This window comes from Microvirga alba (assembly GCF_015694465.1).
In the GTDB taxonomy this organism is placed as follows: domain Bacteria; phylum Pseudomonadota; class Alphaproteobacteria; order Rhizobiales; family Beijerinckiaceae; genus Microvirga; species Microvirga alba.
This window is the reverse complement of the sequence record NZ_JADQDO010000002.1, coordinates 551973-570318: the sequence shown is the minus strand read 5'-3', so window position 1 is coordinate 570318 and position 18346 is coordinate 551973. Positions and strand designations below refer to the sequence as shown.

At 63.6% G+C, this 18346-nt stretch carries 23 protein-coding genes; 10 read left to right on the top strand and 13 right to left on the bottom strand.

What is annotated here, in order from left to right; genetic code table 11:
• Positions 1 to 210: 210 nt before the first annotated feature.
• Both hslU and hslV read right to left on the bottom strand, forming a co-directional pair.
• Positions 211 to 1521, bottom strand: a complete 1311-nt coding sequence (hslU, locus tag I2H38_RS06980) for an ATP-dependent protease ATPase subunit HslU (RefSeq protein WP_196271093.1) — start codon at positions 1519 to 1521, stop codon at positions 211 to 213.
• Positions 1518 to 2048: an ATP-dependent protease subunit HslV gene (gene hslV, locus I2H38_RS06975; RefSeq protein WP_196271343.1), complete on the bottom strand. Its 531-nt coding sequence runs from the start codon at positions 2046 to 2048 to the stop codon at positions 1518 to 1520. Before hslV ends, hslU begins: the two co-directional genes overlap by 4 nt.
• 190 nt (positions 2049 to 2238) lie before the next feature.
• Here hslV and hisB point away from each other — a divergent pair, with 190 nt between their 5' ends.
• The 7 genes from hisB (at position 2239) to coaA (ending at position 7073) form a co-directional block, all read left to right on the top strand.
• Positions 2239 to 2826 (top strand): imidazoleglycerol-phosphate dehydratase HisB, encoded by a 588-nt coding sequence (gene hisB / locus I2H38_RS06970; protein WP_196271342.1) that lies wholly within the window; start codon positions 2239 to 2241, stop codon positions 2824 to 2826.
• 112 nt (positions 2827 to 2938) lie between these two features.
• Entirely contained in the window at positions 2939 to 3430 is a 492-nt protein-coding gene (locus I2H38_RS06965; RefSeq protein WP_196271092.1) for a DUF2628 domain-containing protein, read from the top strand.
• A complete protein-coding gene (gene hisH / locus I2H38_RS06960; RefSeq protein WP_196271091.1) occupies positions 3427 to 4077 on the top strand; it encodes an imidazole glycerol phosphate synthase subunit HisH in 651 nt (216 codons plus the stop codon). Before I2H38_RS06965 ends, hisH begins: the two co-directional genes overlap by 4 nt.
• Positions 4065 to 4817 (top strand): 1-(5-phosphoribosyl)-5-[(5-phosphoribosylamino)methylideneamino]imidazole-4-carboxamide isomerase, encoded by a 753-nt coding sequence (hisA, locus tag I2H38_RS06955; RefSeq protein ID WP_196271090.1) that lies wholly within the window; start codon positions 4065 to 4067, stop codon positions 4815 to 4817. The genes hisH and hisA overlap by 13 nt, the downstream gene beginning before the upstream one ends.
• Positions 4817 to 5620 (top strand): imidazole glycerol phosphate synthase subunit HisF, encoded by an 804-nt coding sequence (hisF, locus tag I2H38_RS06950; RefSeq protein WP_196271089.1) that lies wholly within the window; start codon positions 4817 to 4819, stop codon positions 5618 to 5620. Before hisA ends, hisF begins: the two co-directional genes overlap by 1 nt.
• A gap of 109 nt (positions 5621 to 5729) precedes the next feature.
• Positions 5730 to 6050: a phosphoribosyl-ATP diphosphatase gene (locus I2H38_RS06945; protein WP_196271088.1), complete on the top strand. Its 321-nt coding sequence runs from the start codon at positions 5730 to 5732 to the stop codon at positions 6048 to 6050.
• A 45-nt stretch (positions 6051 to 6095) separates the two neighbouring features.
• A complete protein-coding gene (gene coaA, locus I2H38_RS06940) occupies positions 6096 to 7073 on the top strand; it encodes a type I pantothenate kinase (protein ID WP_196271087.1) in 978 nt (325 codons plus the stop codon).
• 138 nt (positions 7074 to 7211) lie between these two features.
• On the opposite strand, the gene I2H38_RS06935 is transcribed toward coaA, so the two are convergent.
• The 6 genes from I2H38_RS06935 to I2H38_RS06910 form a co-directional block, all read right to left on the bottom strand.
• Positions 7212 to 8213 carry an adenosine kinase gene (locus I2H38_RS06935; protein ID WP_196271086.1) on the bottom strand — a complete coding sequence of 334 codons (1002 nt, stop codon included), beginning with the start codon at positions 8211 to 8213 and terminating at the stop codon, positions 7212 to 7214.
• Between the two features lie 129 nt (positions 8214 to 8342).
• Positions 8343 to 9035 carry a pentapeptide repeat-containing protein gene (locus I2H38_RS06930; RefSeq protein WP_196271085.1) on the bottom strand — a complete coding sequence of 231 codons (693 nt, stop codon included), beginning with the start codon at positions 9033 to 9035 and terminating at the stop codon, positions 8343 to 8345.
• Between the two features lie 38 nt (positions 9036 to 9073).
• A complete protein-coding gene (locus I2H38_RS06925) occupies positions 9074 to 9502 on the bottom strand; it encodes a helix-turn-helix domain-containing protein (RefSeq protein ID WP_196271084.1) in 429 nt (142 codons plus the stop codon).
• 4 nt (positions 9503 to 9506) lie between these two features.
• Positions 9507 to 10070 carry a Smr/MutS family protein gene (locus I2H38_RS06920; RefSeq protein WP_196271083.1) on the bottom strand — a complete coding sequence of 188 codons (564 nt, stop codon included), beginning with the start codon at positions 10068 to 10070 and terminating at the stop codon, positions 9507 to 9509.
• Entirely contained in the window at positions 10067 to 11188 is a 1122-nt protein-coding gene (gene mltA, locus I2H38_RS06915) for a murein transglycosylase A (RefSeq protein ID WP_324617358.1), read from the bottom strand. Before mltA ends, I2H38_RS06920 begins: the two co-directional genes overlap by 4 nt.
• A 47-nt stretch (positions 11189 to 11235) precedes the next feature.
• Positions 11236 to 11952 carry a Tim44/TimA family putative adaptor protein gene (locus I2H38_RS06910; protein WP_196271081.1) on the bottom strand — a complete coding sequence of 239 codons (717 nt, stop codon included), beginning with the start codon at positions 11950 to 11952 and terminating at the stop codon, positions 11236 to 11238.
• 265 nt (positions 11953 to 12217) lie between these two features.
• Between I2H38_RS06910 and secB the strand changes: the two genes are divergently transcribed.
• On the top strand, positions 12218 to 12712 hold the full coding sequence (gene secB, locus I2H38_RS06905) for a protein-export chaperone SecB (protein WP_196271080.1): 495 nt from the start codon (positions 12218 to 12220) through the stop codon (positions 12710 to 12712).
• Here the strand turns inward: secB and dnaQ are convergent, their stop codons facing one another.
• The 5 genes from dnaQ to I2H38_RS06880 form a co-directional block, all read right to left on the bottom strand.
• A complete protein-coding gene (dnaQ, locus tag I2H38_RS06900; protein WP_324617357.1) occupies positions 12713 to 13435 on the bottom strand; it encodes a DNA polymerase III subunit epsilon in 723 nt (240 codons plus the stop codon).
• Positions 13436 to 13449: 14 nt separating this feature from the next.
• The gene (gene coaE / locus I2H38_RS06895; protein ID WP_196271079.1) at positions 13450 to 14067 is read right to left on the bottom strand and encodes a dephospho-CoA kinase; all 618 of its coding nucleotides are present in this window, start codon (positions 14065 to 14067) and stop codon (positions 13450 to 13452) included.
• Entirely contained in the window at positions 14064 to 14909 is an 846-nt protein-coding gene (locus I2H38_RS06890) for a shikimate dehydrogenase (protein WP_196271078.1), read from the bottom strand. Before I2H38_RS06890 ends, coaE begins: the two co-directional genes overlap by 4 nt.
• Positions 14910 to 14986: 77 nt before the next feature.
• Entirely contained in the window at positions 14987 to 15604 is a 618-nt protein-coding gene (locus tag I2H38_RS06885; RefSeq protein ID WP_196271077.1) for a Maf family protein, read from the bottom strand.
• Positions 15605 to 15609: 5 nt separating this feature from the next.
• Positions 15610 to 16440 (bottom strand): pyruvate, water dikinase regulatory protein, encoded by an 831-nt coding sequence (locus tag I2H38_RS06880; RefSeq protein ID WP_196271076.1) that lies wholly within the window; start codon positions 16438 to 16440, stop codon positions 15610 to 15612.
• 376 nt (positions 16441 to 16816) lie between these two features.
• Here I2H38_RS06880 and hemE point away from each other — a divergent pair, with 376 nt between their 5' ends.
• A complete protein-coding gene (gene hemE / locus I2H38_RS06875; RefSeq protein ID WP_196271075.1) occupies positions 16817 to 17851 on the top strand; it encodes a uroporphyrinogen decarboxylase in 1035 nt (344 codons plus the stop codon).
• A 67-nt stretch (positions 17852 to 17918) separates the two neighbouring features.
• Positions 17919 to 18344 carry a protoporphyrinogen oxidase HemJ gene (hemJ, locus tag I2H38_RS06870; protein WP_196271074.1) on the top strand — a complete coding sequence of 142 codons (426 nt, stop codon included), beginning with the start codon at positions 17919 to 17921 and terminating at the stop codon, positions 18342 to 18344.
• The last annotated feature ends 2 nt before the right edge of the window (positions 18345 to 18346 follow it).

The window sequence follows — 18346 nt, the reverse complement described above, 5'->3', positions numbered from 1 at the left end:
TAATGTCTCCCTAGGAGCGCAGTTCCGTTCCACGAGCCGTGATCCGATATCATCTCTCCAGCATCATCCCCGATGACTCGTCTGATACGAACCGTAACAGCAAGTTCCGCGCGTCTAAAGAACTTTGGCGCATATCCTTTTCGCGTTGTTGACCTTCGTCAAAGACTGAGCGCTTACATCGCGCTGCGTCATTATGACCTGAAGATTAGCTTACAGAATAAACCGGCTAAGGTCTGTATTCTTAGCTAAGCTTTCCACTTCGCCGCGCACGTAGACCGCGTCGATGGTCATGGTTTCGCCGGAGCGATCTGGCGCGGTGAACGAGACGTCGTCGAGCACCCGCTCCAGAACCGTCTGCAGGCGGCGCGCGCCGATATTCTCGACCGAGTTGTTCACCTCGACCGCGACCTTCGCCAGGGCGTCGATGGCATCATCGGTAAAGATCAGCTCCACGCCTTCCGTCCGCAGCAGCGCGACCGATTGCTTGATGAGGCTCGCCTCGGTCTCTGTCAGGATGCGCTTGAAATCCTCCACCGTCAGCGGCGACAGCTCGACGCGGATCGGCAGGCGGCCCTGCAATTCCGGCAGCAGGTCGGAGGGCTTCGACACATGGAATGCGCCCGACGCGATAAAAAGAATGTGATCGGTCTTCACCGGCCCGTATTTCGTGGAGACGGTGGTGCCTTCGATGAGCGGCAGGAGATCGCGCTGCACGCCCTCGCGGGAGACGTCCCCGCCCATGCGGCCCTCGCGGGCGCAGATCTTGTCGATCTCATCGAGGAAAACGATGCCGTTTTCCTCCACCTGCCGGATCGCGTCCTGCACGATCACGTCCTGGTCGAGCAGCTTGTCGGCCTCCTCCGTCACCAGCGGCTCATAAGCCTCGCGCACGGTCGTCCGCCGCGTCTTCGCGCGGCCGCTAAAAGCCTTGCCGAACATGTCGGAGAGGTTGATCGCGCCAACCGAGGCGCCCGGCATGCCGGGGATTTCGAACATCGGCATGCCCTGCGATCCGCCCGGCTGCAATTCGATCTCGATTTCCTTGTCGTCGAGTTCGTTCTCTCTGAGCTTGCGGCGGAAGGAATCGCGGGTGGCGGCGCTCGCCGTCGTGCCTACCAGGGCATCGAGCACCCGATCTTCGGCGGCAAGATGCGCCTTGGCCTGAACCTGGCGGCGACGCTCTTCCTTCACGAGGCCGATCCCGACTTCCACGAGATCGCGCACGATCTGCTCCACGTCGCGGCCCACATAGCCGACTTCCGTGAACTTCGTTGCCTCGACCTTGAGGAACGGCGCACCCGCGAGACGGGCGAGGCGGCGCGAAATCTCGGTTTTTCCGCACCCTGTCGGCCCGATCATCAGAATGTTCTTCGGCGCGACCTCCTCGCGCAACGCGCCTTCCAGTTGCTGGCGTCGCCAGCGATTGCGCAGTGCGATGGCGACCGCGCGCTTGGCGTCATGCTGGCCGACGATGAAGCGATCGAGTTCGGAGACGATTTCGCGGGGGGAGAAGGTGGTCATGCGGTTTCCAGAGTCTCGATGACGATATTCGCGTTGGTGTAGACGCAGATTTCAGCTGCGATGGCGAGCGACCGGCGCACGATGGCCTCGGCGTCCATGTCGCTGTCGGCGAGCGCCCGGGCGGCGGCGAGCGCGTAGTTGCCGCCGGAGCCGATGGCCATGATGCCGCCTTCCGGCTCCAGCACGTCGCCCGAGCCGGAGAGAAGCAGGCCGACTTCCTTGTCGGCAACGAGCATCATCGCCTCCAGGCGACGTAAATACCGGTCGGTGCGCCAGTCCTTCGTCAACTCGACGCAGGCGCGGGTAAGCTGGCCGGGATATTGCTCGAGCTTGCCCTCGAGCCGCTCGAACAGGGTGAAGGCATCGGCCGTCGAACCGGCAAAGCCGCCGATCACGCCGCCCTTGGTCAGGCGGCGGACTTTTTTCGCGTTACCTTTCACGATGGTCTGGCCGAGGCTGACCTGGCCGTCGCCGCCGATGACGACGCGGCCGCCTTTGCGGACCATGAGGATGGTGGTGGCGTGCATCGAAGGGGGGGAGGCTTCGGACAAGGGTTACGAACTCCGGGGGACGGGGAGGGACGGGGCTAAGCGGAGAACCGCTCATGCCCTGAATTAAGCATTCGTCATGCAAAAGCAACGCGGGTAGCGTTTCACGCCGCAGCTTGGTAGAACGCGCGGTCTCTTCGCCATCCCTGCCCTTTTAAGGATTGTCATGATGCGCTCCGCGAGCGTCAGCCGCCGCACCGCCGAGACCGATGTCGCCGTGTCGATTGCCCTCGATGGCACCGGCAAGGCCGAAATCGCGACGGGAGTAGGCTTTCTGGACCATATGCTCGAATTGTTCGCCCGCCACGGTCATTTCGACCTGACCGTGAAGGTGACCGGCGACCTGCATGTGGACCAGCATCATACGACGGAGGATACCGGCATCGCGTTAGGAACGGCGATCCTGAAGGCGCTCGGCGACAAAAAGGGCATCTCGCGCTACGCGGACATCCATCTGCCGATGGACGAGACCCTGACCCGCATCGCGCTGGATATTTCGGGCCGCCCGTTCCTGGTGTTCAAGACCACGTTTCCGACCGAGAAAATCGGCGTGTTCGACACCGAGCTGGTGCGCGAATTCTTCCAGGCGTTTGCCATGAATTCCGGGCTGACGCTCCACGTGGAGACGCTCTACGGCGAGAACAGCCATCATATCGCCGAAAGCTGCTTCAAGGGACTGGCACGCGCCTTGCGTCAGGCGGTTGCCATGGACCCAAGGGAAGAGGGCCGCGTTCCCTCTACCAAGGGCACGCTCTAAAGAGTTTTTCGATCTCGGGATCGAAAAGCGCTCTAGAATGTCTTCGTTGGCCGCATTTTCTTTCGCAAAACCGGCGTCCCCGTTTGCGGAAAATGCTCTAAGGAACATCGCCATGGCGACCTATACCCTGCACCTCCCGCGTGATGCGCGGCCGGGTGATCCGGCGGCATTGGACAAGGCTGAACTCGTGAAGGATGCCTTCTCGTGGGGAGCGTTCTTCTTCACGGTGCTGTGGTTCTTCGCCCATCGTCTCTGGATCGCCGGACTCGGCGTTCTTCTCGCGTTTGTCGCCTTCGACGGGGCATTGGACGTCCTGAACGTGCATCCAACGGCGGCCGTCGCCGCGCATCTCCTGTTCTCCTGCCTGATCGGGCTCGAGGCGAACAGCCTCCGGCGCTGGACGCTGGCCCGCAACGGCCGTCCCGTCGTCGATGTGGTGACCGCTTCCGACCGGGACGAGGCGGAGACCAAGGCCTTCGCCCGTTGGCTGGAACGCACCGCGCCCGTGTCCGCGCCATCCCGTCCTGTCGTCGCGCCGAACCGCTCCGCCCGTGGGCCGGAGCCGGTGCTCGGCCTGTTTCCCGATGTGGAGCGTTTCCGGTGAGCCTTGCGATCGTCGATTACGGGTCCGGTAACCTGCACTCCGCCGCGAAGGCTTTCGAGCGCGCCGCACGCGAGGCTGGGCTGTCGGACACCATCACCGTCACCTCCGACCCGGATGTGGTCGCCAAGGCCGACCGGATCGTGCTGCCGGGCGTCGGCGCCTTCGCCGATTGCCGGCGCGGGCTTAACGCCGTTCCCGGCATGGTCGACGCCTTGAACCGCGTGGTGCGGGACAAGGGCCATCCGTTCCTGGGCATCTGCGTCGGCATGCAGCTCATGGCGACGCGCGGCCTGGAGCATGTGACCTCGGATGGCCTCGATTGGATTCACGGCGACGTCAAAGCCATCGTCCCGGACGATCCGAGCTTGAAAATTCCGCATATGGGCTGGAACACCCTTGAGGTGCGCCACCACCATCCGTTGCTCGCCGGTATCGAGACCGGGCCGAACGGCCTGCATGCCTATTTCGTGCATTCCTATGCGCTGCAGGCCGCCGATGGCCGCGACATTGTCGCCACCACCTCCTATGGCGGGCCCGTGACCGCCATGGTGGCGCGCGACAACATCGTCGGCACCCAATTTCACCCCGAAAAGAGCCAGGCTCTCGGCCTGAAGCTCATCGCCAATTTTTTAAGGTGGCGCCCGTGATTCTCTTTCCCGCCATCGACCTCAAAGAGGGCCGCTGCGTCCGCCTGATCCAGGGCGACATGGACCAGGCGACCGTGTTCAACGACGATCCTGCCGCGCAAGGAGCCGCTTTCGAGCAGCAGGGCTTCGAGTGGCTGCATGTGGTCGATCTCGACGGCGCATTCGCCGGCAAGCCTATGAACGCGGCCGCGGTTGAGGCGATTCTCAAGCGCATCAAAATTCCGGTACAGCTCGGCGGCGGCATCCGCGACATGAAGACGGTCGAGGGCTGGCTCGCCAAGGGCGTGGCCCGCGTCATCATCGGCACCGCGGCTGTCCGCGACCCCGCTTTCGTGCGCGAGGCCGCGCGGCTTCACCCCGGCAAGATCGCGGTCGGCATCGACGCCAAGGACGGACTCGTGGCCGTTGAGGGCTGGGCCCAGACCTCGACCCTGACGGCGGAAGAACTCGGCCGCCGCTTCGAGGATGCGGGCGTTGCCGCGATCATCTACACCGACATCGCCCGCGACGGCATCCTGAAGGGCCTCAACATCCCGATGACGCTGGCGCTGGCGAAGGCGGTTTCGATCCCCGTCATCGCGTCTGGCGGCCTCGCCTCCATGGCGGATATCGAGCGCCTCACGCAACCGGACTGCGCCGTGCTCGGAGGCGCGATTTCCGGCCGCGCGCTCTATGACGGACGCATCGACCCGGATCAGGCGCTGGCGCTCTTGCGGACCGTGCGGCGGGAGAATGCCTGATGTTGAAGGTCCGCCTCATTCCCTGCCTCGATGTCAAGGACGGCCGCGTCGTCAAGGGCGTGCAATTCGTCGATCTGCGCGATGCGGGCGATCCGGTCGAGGCTGCGAAAGCTTATGACGCGGCGGGGGCCGACGAACTCTGCTTCCTTGACATCACCGCGAGCCATGAGGCGCGCGGCATCCTGCTCGATGTGGTGCAGCGCACGGCCGAGGCCTGTTTCATGCCGCTCACCGTCGGCGGCGGCGTGCGCACGGTCGAGGACATCCGCAAGCTGCTGCTGGCCGGAGCCGACAAGGTCTCGATCAACACGGCGGCCGTGAACAATCCGGATTTCGTGCGCGAAGCGGCGGAGAAATTCGGCAGCCAGTGCATCGTCGTCGCCATCGACGCCAAGAAGGTGTCGGGGGAGGGCGAGAAGCCGCGCTGGGAGATCTTTACCCATGGCGGACGCAAATCCACGGGCCTCGATGCCATCGCCTTCGCGAAGAAGGTGACCGAACTCGGCGCGGGCGAACTTCTCGTCACCTCCATGGACCGGGACGGCACCAAGGGCGGCTACGACCTGCCGCTGGTGCGCGCGATCGCGGACGCCGTCTCCGTGCCGATCATCGCCTCCGGCGGCGTCGGCAATCTCGACCACCTGGTCGAGGGCATCCGCGACGGCCACGCCAGCGCGGTGCTGGCCGCCTCGATCTTCCACTTCGGCACGTATACCATCGCCGAAGCGAAGGAATACATGGCGAAGGCGGGGCTGAATGTTCGGCTGGACAAGCCGGCAATGACGAAAAACACGCCGCATTGAGGAACCGCGACCTGCTCTCCTCTAACTGAAGCGTTTTCCGGCATTCAGAAAACTGGCCCTTCCCGGTAAAATTGCGTTAAGGGTCGCGACGTCAAAAGAAGTCCAAGCCATGACCTCCTTCACCCTCAACGACCTCGCCCGCATCGTCGCCGAGCGCGCCTCCGCTCCGGCGTCGGAATCCTATACGGCGAAGTTGCTGTCGGATGGACCCGCGCGCGCCGCGAAGAAGCTCGGCGAGGAGGCGGTAGAAGCCGCAATCGCCGCCGTGTTGCAGGATCGCGAAAACCTGACCGCGGAGGCCGCCGACGTGCTGTATCATCTGTTGGTGGTGTTGCACGGTGCCCATATTCCGCTAAGTGACGTGATGGCTGAGCTGGAGCGCCGGACGGCGCAATCGGGACTTGCCGAGAAGGCCGCGCGACCGCGCTGAATTTGGTCGGGCATGATCCTGCCCAAACCTGAAAAGGTGGCTCTCATGGACCAACTGAACGTGGTGTCGGCGCCTGAGACGGATGACGGGCTCTCGCCCTATCGCATTTTCCAGCGCGACGAGTGGGCCAAGCTTCGCGCCGACGCGCCGATGACACTCACCGCCGACGAAGTGGTGCAGCTGCAATCCCTCAATGATCCGATTTCGCTGGACGAAGTGGCAGCGATCTATCTGCCGCTGTCGCGCCTGCTTTCCCTCTACGTCGCGGCGACGCAAGGGTTGTTCAAGGCGACGCAGCGCTTCCTGCTCGCCGAAAACGACGGCAAGGTGCCCTATATCATCGGGGTCGCGGGGTCTGTCGCGGTCGGAAAATCCACCACCGCCCGCGTGCTGAAGGCGCTGCTCGCCCGCTGGCCCAACACCCCGAAGGTCGATCTCGTCACGACGGACGGGTTTCTTTTGCCGAATGCCGAGTTGACCCGTCTGGGCCTGATGGAGCGCAAAGGCTTTCCCGAGAGCTACGACACCGGCGCGCTGTTGCGCTTTCTCGCCGACATCAAGGCCGGCAAGCGCAACGTGCGCGCGCCGCTTTATTCGCACCTGGTCTATGACGTGGTGCCGGGCGAGGAGACGGTGGTCGACCGGCCGGACATCCTCATCGTCGAAGGCCTCAACGTGCTTCAGCCGGCGCGCATGCCGAAAGACGGCACCGCGATTCCCTTCGTGTCCGATTTCTTTGATTTCTCGGTCTATATCGACGCCGACGAGGCCGATCTTCACCGCTGGTACGTCAACCGCTTCCTGCGCCTGCGCCACACCGCTTTCCGCGACCCGCTCTCGTTCTTCCGCCGCTATGCGGAGCTGCCCGAGGACGAGGCCATCGCGATCGCCGAGGGCCTGTGGAACCGCATCAACCTGCTGAACCTGCGCGAAAACATCGTCCCGACCCGCCAGCGCGCGAGCCTGATCCTGAAGAAGGGCGCAAGCCATCGTATCGAGACGGTGGCGCTGAGAAGGCTTTAAGGTCACGCGCCCGCTCCCTCTCCTTTAGGGAGAGGGTTGGGGTGAGGGGTTACAGGTCTACCCGATGAGGGCGTACCCTCACCCTGGCTTCGCTCGACCTCTCCCCAGTGGGGAGAGGTAAAACGGGAAGCATTCGATTTACGCCAACAGGCCTTCCTGCCGCGCGAGATCGCGCAGATCCGTCTGCGGACGGGCGCCGAGATGGCTGATGACTTCCGCCGCCGCGAGGCCGCCGAGGCGGGCGCAATCGACGAGATCGAGGTCCTGGGTCAGTCCGGCGAGGAAGCCGGAGGCGAAAAGGTCGCCCGCGCCCGTGGTGTCGATCACGCGATCGACCGGGAACGCCTTGACCGCGCGGGTTTCGCCACGGCTGACCACGAGCGCGCCATCCGCCGAGCGGGTGACGACGCCCAACAGCTTTTCCTCACGCAGAGCGGCGAGGGCGCTTTCCGGATCGGAGGTCCCGTAGAGGCTCTGGAGCTCGTGAATGTTCGCGAACAGAATGTCGAGGCTGCCGTCGCGCATGAGGGTCAGGAACTCATCGCGGTAGCGATCGACGCAGAAGGCGTCGGAGAGGGTGAGCGCGACCTTGTTGCCCGCCTGGTGGGCGATCTTCACCGCCTTGCGGAACGCTTCCTTGGCCGCCGGGGGATCCCACAGATAGCCTTCGAGATAGACGATCGACGAGGAGCGAACCGTATCCTCATGGATGTCGTCCGGGGTCAGGTTCTGGCACGCACCGAGATAGGTGTTCATGGTGCGCTCGCCATCCGGCGTCACCAGGATGAAGCTGCGCGCCGTGGCGGGGCCATCCTCGGCGAACGCGACGTCGTAATGCACGGCGATGGATTTGAGATCATGCGCGAAAAGGCGCCCGGTCTCGTCGTTCTTCACCTTGCCGATGAAGCCCGCCTTGACGCCGAGCGAAGCGACGCCCGCCGCCGTGTTCGCCGCCGAACCGCCGGAGACGATGATGGCCTGCCCCATATCGCCATAAAGCTCCTCGGCTCGCGCCTCGTCGATGAGCTGCATGGCGCCCTTGTGGACGTTCTTGGCGACGAGGAAGGCTTCATCCGTATGGGCTAGCACGTCAACGATGGCGTTGCCGAGCGTGAGCACGTCGATGCGATTCTGGGACATGAGCAACCGGAGCTTGAGCAAAGTTGCGCTTTCGCATCCGACGCGAGAGCGGTCAAGGGCCGGGGCCTGCAACAAGGGCGTTCGGGCCGCACCGCATCTTCCTAACGCTCGCGCCAGGCTTCCAAAACCTCAGCGCACGTGGATCCCCAGTTCCGACAACAGTTGACTGGCCTGCGCTCGAGAGATCGTCGCTCCCTTGAATTGCTTGGCATCCATCAGCCGGATGCCGCCAAGGTCTGCTCCGCGGAGGTCCGCACCATCGAACCGGGCATCCCTCAGATTGGCATCACGCAAGCTGCATTCCTCGAACCATGCGTCCCGGAAGTCACATTTCCGCAGATCAGCCTGTCCAAAATCGATCTGTCTCAGCCTCGCCTTTCGGAAACTGAAGTTCGGAAGCTTTGCATCGGCGAACAGAATTTCCTCGAACGTAACATTGAGGTGCCTCGCTTCACTCAGATCGGCTCCAATCATTTTACAACTTTGAAACGTAGCGGAGGTGAGGGAGGCTCCTCGGAAATTGCCGTTATTGAAGTCGCACGATTGCAAGACTGCTTCGTTGAGGGAGGCGCCCGCAAAATCGGCGACCCCTCCTCGGCATCCCTTCCATGTTGAGTTCACAAGGGTTGCTCCGGTCATTTTGACATTTCGACAAACGCATTTTTCGAAGTGCCAGCCTGTCAGATCGAGGCGCGAGAGATCGGCCTCCTCAAGATTGCAGTCGATGAGCCTGATGGGAGTGTTCTGGTTCAGGAAAGCCCCAATGGCTGAGCGGTCGAGACGCTCTCCTGAAACAGAGATTAGGCGGTCATCGGTAGCCATTGGTTCTTCCCGGGGTCAGGATACATCGGCGGTCCTCCTCACGGTCTGGGTGAGGATTCGCGGTCTGCTTCCTGCGCCGCCGCGCCGGAATCGGGGCCGCGCCGGCCCTTTTCCTGCGCATTGTCGAGGATCGCGAGAATTTTTTCGAGATCGGCCTCGGAAAGCGCCTTGATCTCCCGCGCCAGCCGGTTCGCGAGGAGCGTTGCGCGCGGGTCCGTGCCCGCCGTGTCGATCCTCACCCTCGGGTCGGAGATGTCGGCCAGCCGGGCAAGGGCATCGGCTTCGTCCCAGATGATGTTGAAATATTGCAGAACCCCCTGGATCAGCGCCCAGGTCGGCTTGCCGCGCTCGCCGCGCTCCAGCGCCGAAAGATAGGCACTCGACACGCCCAGATGCGCGGCCATGTCCTTGAGGAGAAGCCCGCGCTCGCGGCGCAGCTGCCGCACCCGTTCGCCGAAAGGGGTCATCCGATCATCCCGCGCCGCGCCGGCGGCGAAGCCGGACATAGAGTGCACCGGATCCGCCATGCTGGGGAGAGGCTTCCTCGAAACCAACCACGACCGACCGCAATTCCGGCAAGCGCAGCCAATGCGGCACCATGCGGCGCAACACGCCGCGCTCATCGAACAAGGAATGACTGGACGACGGCCCACCCTTGCCGGTGATGACGAGGACGATGACCTGTCCCGATTCCTGCGCCCGGTGGAGAAAGCCGAAGAGCGCGAAATGCGCCTCGGTCTGGCGCATTCCATGCAGGTCGATGACGCTGTCCACCGTACGGGTGCCCCGGCGCAGGGCCTGCAGGGTCTTGCGCTCGACCGGCGCGAGCGGGGTCAGGGCGGGCTTCGCCACGGGCCGCGGCGGCGGCGAGGACGGCAGCACGATGGTCGGCGCGGGCGCGGTGGAGGGTCGTTCCTCCGGCTCGGGCTCGGGCGGCAGCATCTTGCCCTTCATGGGCTTCACGTCCCGGGCCACATGGGCCCAAAGCCGACGCTCTTCGGACGAGAGCTGGCGGGACCGGCGGCGTTTCATCATGACCGGGCTTTGGGCTGGAGCACCACGAACCGGGTGGCGTGCCGCAGCAGGCCCGCGCGCGTTCCCGCCGCCTCCCCGCTGCCAAAAAAGAAATCGCCCCGCGCCGGCCCAACAATCGCCGAGCCCGTATCCTGCGCGATCATGAGCCGTTGCAACGGCTCGGCGCTCTCGAGACTGAGCGGCAATTGCCCCTCGAGCCAGAAGGGCAGGCCATAGGCCCACAGGGAACGGTCGACGGCGAGACTCCGGCCGGGAACGAGCGGAATGCCTGCGCCGCCGATGGGACCGTCCTGCGGCGACAACTCGTCCGCCTCGCGAAAGAAGATATAGGACCGGTTCCGCCGCATCAGCTCGCGGGCCGGTTCGGGATGGTCCTTAAGCCAGCCCATGAGCTTTTCCAGCGTCATGGATTCGAGATCCATCTCGCCCCGCTCGACCAGCAGGCGGCCGATGGACGTGTATGGATGGCCGTTGCGGCCCGCATAGGCGACCCGCATCACGGAACCGTCGGTGAGGCGGATGCGGGTCGAGCCCTGCACATGGATGATGAAGGCCTCGCCCGGCTCGCGGACATAGACAAGCGCTTTCGCGCGAGAGCCGAGGGCTCCGCTTTCGATGGCCGCGCGGTCGGGATAGGGCTCGTAGCCGTTCGGAAGGCGACGGGCGGCTTGCAGCCCAGCCTCCAGGCCGGGCAGGGTCTCGCCCTGAGGAATGGTCACGAGATCGTCCGGGCGAGCGAGGAGCGGCACGGAATAGATCGCCGTCTTTTCGCGTGAACCTTGGAATTCCGGCTCGTAATAGCCGGTCAGGAAGCCCTCGCCGGAGGCCGGAACGATGGAATAGGGTTGGAAATGGGCCTCGAAAAACCGCCGCGCTTCGTCTTTCGAGAGAGACGACCCGGCGCTGAGCGCCTTGCGGCAGACGGCGAGCAAGCCCGCATGGGGTTTTTGCGCAGGCCGCAATTCGGAAGACTGGGCTTCGAGGGAGCGGCAGGACCGCAGGAAAGCCTGAAAAGCCGCCGCGTGATCGTCCTCATCCCAGCCTTTGAGGGCCGAGAACGGCAAGGGCTCGAGATGCGCCCGGCCTTTCAGCGTCGATGCGGCGTCAGTGGCGGACACGGTCAACGCCCAGGCGAGACAACCAAAAACGACTCGCCGGGCATGGCTCATTGCCCCGATTCGGTTGCGACGAGCTGCCAGTTGGGATCGCGGCTGCCGAGCGTGCGGGCGAAGGTCCACACATCGGTCACGTCGACGACGGCATCCGGGCTGCCATCGACAACGGCGCCGGAGGCATCCCGCGTCGCGGTGATGAGCTTGGAGAGGAACCGCACCACGACCTGAGCTGTCTTGCCGGTCATCTCGATGCCGGGGATCTCGGCCTTGTCGATGGAGACGAAAGTGGTTTCCACCTTCTCGCCCCGGCGCTCGCGTTCGGTGATGGCGCGCTCGAAACCATCATAAACGTCCTTGGACAGAAGATCCTTGAGGGTCTTGCGATCGCCCTGGGCAAACGCGGTCACGATCATCTCATAGGCGGCCTTCGCCCCTTCCAGGAAGGTGGCGGCGTCGAAAGACGGCTCGGCGCGCGCGATCTCGTCGAGGTTCCGGGCGAGCGGCGTGCCGGGTTCGGCGATGCCCTTCCAACGCTCGGCCGGCGGCGTCTCCTGAAGCGGGGCGCCGTTGGAGCCGGGCAAGCGCACGACGTTGTCCTGCTCGGCCGAAGCGTTGCCCGGACGCAAGGGTGCGTCGCGCCGCGCCAGCGGATCGAAAGGCTGCTGCTCATTTCCAGTCTTCTGGCCCAGCACTGAGCGAAGGCGCCAGATCACGAAGATCGCGAGAACGATGAAAATGAGGGTCGTGATGTCGAAGGAATCCTGCATCGTCGATCCGTTTTAGGCCTGCCCGTTCCTGGCTCATGATCGGCCAGGCTTTGCCCGCCCATGCGAAAGGAGTGATTTCTCGCATATGGGGCTTATGGGTCGTAACATCCACCTCTTGTTGCGACAAGCGAAGGAGAGAGCTGAATCTTGCCTCGCGGGACTGAAGCATGGTAGCGCGATGATCCTTGGCCCGTTGCCGATCCGGCGCTTTTCACGAAGCGCACCGTCCGGGCCCGACCGAGACCCCACCGCGGAGCATGAAACCATGGCCGACAACCCGGCAAACAACGGAGCGCAGGACGGCGGCATGCCCGCGCTGAACGCGCTTGCGCAATATTGCAAGGATTTCTCGTTCGAGAATCCCAACGCACCCCGCTCGCTGCAGCCGCAGACCGAAGGCCCGCAGATCAACCTGCAGGTCAACGTCAATGCCAAGCAGCTTGCCGAGGCCGATTTCGAAGTCGATCTGACGTTGGAAGGCGACGCCAAGATTGGCGGCAAGGACGTGCTGTTCGCGTTCGAGCTGACCTATTCGGGCGTCTTCCGCGTTCAGAACATCCCGCAGGATCAGCTGCACCCGGTCGTGATGATCGAATGCCCGCGCCTGCTGTTCCCCTTCGCCCGTCAGATCGTGGCCGAGGCAGTGCGCAATGGCGGCTTCCCGCCGCTCTATATCGACCCGATCGATTTCGTTGCGCTCTATCGTCAGCGCGCCGCCGAGATGCAGGGTGAGTCGAGCGCCGGTCAGACGCTCTCGTAATCAGTCGGACGGGCTCTCGCCGATATAGTCGCGCCAGAGAGCATTGGGGCCGAGAGATTGAATGAACGCCTCGTGGGCGTTTCTCTCGGCTTCCGTCAGACGTGACAGAATGGAACGCGGCCGCGCCTCCCGGGGTGCGGCCGCTCCCGTTTGGGGACCAACGCCGCCGCGCGCGGATGGCTGCATCGACAGATCGAAGCCGACCTGCTTGCCGCCGATCAGCTCGATATAAACCTCGGCCAGAATTTCCGCGTCGAGAAGCGCGCCGTGCTTGGTGCGCTTGGAATTGTCGATGCCATAACGCGAGCAGAGCGCATCGAGGTTGTTCGCCGCGCCCGGATGCTTGCGCCGCGCCATCGAGAGCGTGTCGACGGCATCGGCCAGCGCGATTTGCGGATGGCCCGTGCGGGCGAATTCCGCATTGAGGAAGCCCACGTCGAACGCCGCATTGTGAATCACGAGCCGCCCGCCGCGGATGAACTCCACGAACTCCTCGACGATGGCGGAGAAGACCGGCTTGTCCGACAGAAACGCGTCGCTCAACCCGTGCACCGCCAGCGCCCCGGCCGAGACCGGCCGCTGCGGGTTGATGTAGACGTGGTAGAACTTCCCCGTCGGGATGTGATTGAAGAGCTCGATGCAGCCGATTTCGATGATCCGGTCGCCCGAGGCGTGCTCGGTGCCGGTGGTTTCGGTATCCAGAACGATTTCGCGCAGCGTCACTTAAGCTTTATTCCTTAGAGTTTGTTCACGCGCCGCCGGACGCGCCCCGGGCGGGCGGCGAGACAGGCGAGAATGGACCGCACCTGCTCCTCGGCGGAAGCGAAGTCGCGGCTCGTATCCACCAGGAAATGGGACCGTACCCGCTTTTCGGCGTCCGGCATCTGCTTGTCCAGAATGGCGGCGAACTTTTCCTCCGTCATGCCCGGCCGGCGTAGCACACGCTCGCGCTGGATCGGGGCCGGAGCCGTCACCACCAGAACCGCATCGCAGCGCTTTTCCGCGCCGGTTTCGAACAGAAGCGGGATGTCGAGGACCGCCACCGAGGCGAGGGCGGTCACATGGTCGAGAAACGCCTCCTCCTCCTGCCAGACCAGCGGGTGAACGATGGCTTCGAGTTGCTTCATGCGCGCGGAATCGTTGAAAACGGCGGCCCCGAGCCTGGCGCGGTCCACGACGCCGTCGGTCACGGTGCCGGGAAAGGCCTGTTCGATCAGGGGCACAGCGCGACCGCGATAGAGGGCGTGGACGGCAGCATCCGCATCGTGAACCGGGACTCCCAGACGCCGGAAGGCATTCGCCGTCGCCGACTTTCCCATGCCGATGGAGCCTGTGAGTCCCAAGATGAAGGTCATGTCCGGCCCTCGATATCCGCCACGATCAACGCCCGCAGCTCGGGCGTGACCTGCGGCGTGACGCCGAACCAGCGCGCAAAACCGGGCACCGCCTGATGCAGCAGCATGCCGAGCCCGTCGACGATTCTCAAATCCCGCGCCGTCGCCGCCGCGAGAAGAGGCGTCAGCAAAGGAACATAAACGATATCCGCGACGATGGCACGGGCAGGCGCTTTCGCCAGATCGAGAAGCAGCGGCGGCTGGCCGGTCATGCCCAAGGACGTGGTGTTGACGATGAGGCCGGATTTCTCCAGCGCCGCGCCAAGATTCTCCCAAGGGACAACCTCGAGGCTCGGTCCCGGACTTTTCAGGTCGCGCACCAGCTCTTCAGCCTTCGACGCCGTGCGGTTCGCCACGAGAATGCGCCGGATCGGGCGGTCCTGGAGGCCGGCGACGATGGCGCGGGCAGCGCCTCCGGCACCGATGACGAGGGCAGTATCCACATCTTGTTCCCAAGCTGTCCCCAGGCTTTGGTCGAGATGGGCCATGAATCCGAGCACATCGGTGTTGTCGCCCCAGAGCACCCCATTCTCGACCCAGAGCGTGTTGACGGCGCGCAAGCGCTCGGCGCGCTCGGTCCTGCGCTCGACACCGAGAAAGGCCGCCTCCTTATGCGGAATCGTGACATTGCCGCCGGCGAAACCTTGATTCGCAAACGTCTTCAGAAAAGCGGGAAAATCAGCGGGGGCCACGTCGATGCGCTCGTAGGAACCCACCAACCCATATTCCTTCAGCCAATGACCATGGATCAGCGGCGAGCGCGAATGCTTGATGGGATGGCCGACGACGAAGGCCTTGGTCATTGGGGTCGAATCCTTAGAGCATGATTCAGAAAAGCGAAAAAACCGGTTTTCCGATAAAATCATGTGGTATCAAGAGGTTAGAGGGCAAGGCAACCGAGACGCCGCAAAGCGGCAAGGAGAGGAATGAGGGGAAGGCCGAGAATCGTCGAGTGGTCCCCATCGACATGGTCGAAGAGGTGAATGCCCAGACCCTCGAAATGATAGACCCCGACGCTGTGCAGCACCTCCGGTCCGGCCAGATCGAGATAAAGATCGATGGCCTCACCGCTCAGGCCCCGCATGGCGAGATGCGCGCTGACGCAAAAATCCGCGACGATCTCGCCGCCTTGCGCGAGCGAACCAGCGGAATGCAGCGCATGAGTTCGGCCGGCGAGGCTTTGCAGATGAACCCGCGCCGCCGCGCGGTCCGCCGGTTTGTGAAAGATCTTATCCCCGCAATCCAGAACCTGGTCGGCTCCAAGCACCAAACGCTCCGGATTCCGGCGGCTGACGGCAAGCGCCTTTTCAGTCGCCAGGCGGCGGGCGAGATCGATGGGAGACAAAGCCTCCGACCGCGCCGCGGCCTCGACGGCGCGTTCATCGACGTCGGGGGATTGCGTCTCGACCGACAGCCCCGCGCTCTCCAGGAGAGTGCGCCTGGTGCGGCTCGTCGAGGCGAGAAGAAGCGGCGCGGCGGCGACCCAGAGATTCGTCATGCCGCCTATTCCGCGATGAAGCGCAGGCGATGATCGCGGTAGAGATCGAGGATCGCGGCGGCCGTTTCCTCGATGGAACGGCGAGTGACGTCGATCATCGGCCAGTTATGGCGCGCGAAGAGCCGCCGCGAGGCCGCGATTTCCTCCGCCACCGCGTCGCGGTCCACATAAGATGTGTCGTCGTCGGCCTTCAGGCTCAAAAGCCGGTTCTGCCGAATCTGGATGATTCGCTCCGGGGTCGCGACAAGGCCGACGATCAGCGCTCTTCGCGTCGATTCCAGAACCTGCGGCGGCGGTACGCCGGGAACGAGCGGAATGTTGGCGGTCTTCATGCCGCGATGCGCCAGATAGATCGCCGTCGGGGTCTTCGAGGTCCGGCTGACGCCCACCAGGATCACATCCGCGTCGTCCAGATCCTGAGGCAGATGCCCGTCGTCATGGAGAAGGGTGAAATTCATAGCGTCGATGCGCTTGAAGTATTCCGCGTTCAGCATGTGCTGCGCGCCGGGCCGCGCCGTGGACGCGGCTCCGAGATAGGATTGCAGCAAAGTATGCACGGGCTCGAGCACCGAGAGATAGGGTGAGCCGCTGTTGCGGCACACTTCCTCCAGCCGGCTCGCCAGATCCCGCTCGACCAGGGTGTAGAGCACGATGCCGGGAGCGGCCTCGATCTCGCTCAGCACACGGTCGAGCTGCGTCGGGGACCGCACCAGCGGATAGACGTGTTCGATCGCCGCGATTCCCTCGTACTGGGCGACCACGGCGCGGGCGACAGTGATCAGGGTCTCGCCGGTCGAATCCGAGACGAGATGGAGATGAAAGTAGCTGCGCCCCACGAAAGGCCTCCCGGATAAGGAGTTGATGAATGTGGATAGTTCGCTTGTTCTCCCAGGTCCAGCGCGGGGGCCTGTGGGCTCTTTCGTCTTCCATCAACAACACTGGCCATTGTGGGATCGCGCAACGGCCTTTCTGGGAGAATCCGGTACGAATCACCCCACGAAGCACGATTCGAATCTCATCCGATCGCGTTAGTGATTTGTTAAGCTTTAAGAATTTGGAAAGGATTAAGGCAGACGCGACACATTCCCTAACGAAGGGTTACCGGCCCCACCGGTGTGGACCGCCTGTGGACGGGGTTGCGGCTTTACGATTCACGGCCCAAGAGAAACAACAGATTCTCGATTCAAAGAATTTAAGTTTAAGAGAGAGCCTGTGAGCAAACGTCCCACCAAAGCGATCCTGCGTGTCCTGAATGGCGAACCGGTCTGGCCTTTGCCGATCTGGATCATGCGTCAGGCCGGCCGTTATCTGCCGGAGTACCGGGAAACGCGCGCTCAAGCCGGTTCGTTCCTCGACCTCTGCTACAACCCAAGGCTTGCCGAGGAAGTGACGCTTCAGCCGATCCGCCGCTTCGGGTTCGATGCGGCGATCATGTTTTCGGATATTCTGGTCATCCCGCATGCGCTCGGCCAGGAGGTCCGGTTCGTCGAGAACGAGGGGCCGAAGCTCGACCCGATCACCACGATGGCGGATCTGAACCGGCTTGCGGATGAGATCCCGCTCGAGCGCCTCGATCCGGTTTTCGAGACCCTTGACCGGCTCAGCGCCTCGCTGCCGCGCGAAACCACGCTTCTCGGCTTCTGCGGCGCGCCCTGGACGGTGGCGAGCTACATGATCGCGGGCAAGGGCACGCCCGACCAGGCGCCGGCCCGCCTGACCGCCTATCGCGATCCGGCCTTCATGGCCGCCCTGATCGACCGGCTGGTCGTGGCCTCGACCAAGTACCTCATCCGCCAGATCGATGCGGGCGCGGAAGCGGTCCAGATTTTCGAGAGCTTCGGTTCGGCCCTGCCGCCGGCGCTGTTCGACACCCTGTCGCTTGATCCGATCCGGCGGATGGTGGAGGGCCTGAAAGCGGCCCGGCCGGACGCCAAGGTGATCGTGTTCGTGCGGGGAGGGGGATCGCATCTGCATCGGTTCGCGGCCGCTGGAGTGGGCGACGCGCTTGCCCTCGACTGGACCCTCGATCCGGCACTCGTTCTGCCGACGCTCCCGAACCATGTCGCGACACAGGGCAATCTCGATCCGCTGGCGCTCATCGCCGGGGGAGAGGCTCTGACAAAGGGCGTCGATCACATCCTGTCCGCCGTGCGCGGACGTCCGCATATCTTCAACCTCGGGCACGGCATCCTGCCGGAGACGCCGACGGATCATGTGGCGCAGCTCATCGCTCGCGTCAGAGCCTGATGCGAAAAAGTGGACACCATTTTTCCGCAAAAAATCATGCGGCAACAAAAAGATAGGGGGGCCTGACATGGCGTATCTTTGGATCAAGGCGTTTCACGTCATCGCGGTTATCGCCTGGATGGCGGGGATGCTCTATCTGCCGCGCCTGTTCGTTTACCATTGCGATGCGCCCAAAGGTTCGATCCAGTCCGACACCTTCAAGATCATGGAACGGCGTCTGTTGAAGGCGATCATCAACCCGGCGATGGTCCTCACCTGGGTGCTGGGCCTGATCCTGATCTGGCAGGGCGGATGGATTGCTTCAGGCTGGATCCACGCCAAGATCCTGCTCGTGCTGATCCTGTCGGGCGTGCACGGCTTTCTGTCGAAGACGGTGAAGGTTTTCGCGGCCGACGAGAATGTCCGGCCGGCGAAATTCTACCGGATGCTGAACGAGGTTCCGACGGTTTTGATGATTGGCATCGTCATCCTCGTGATCGTGAAGCCGTTCTGAGC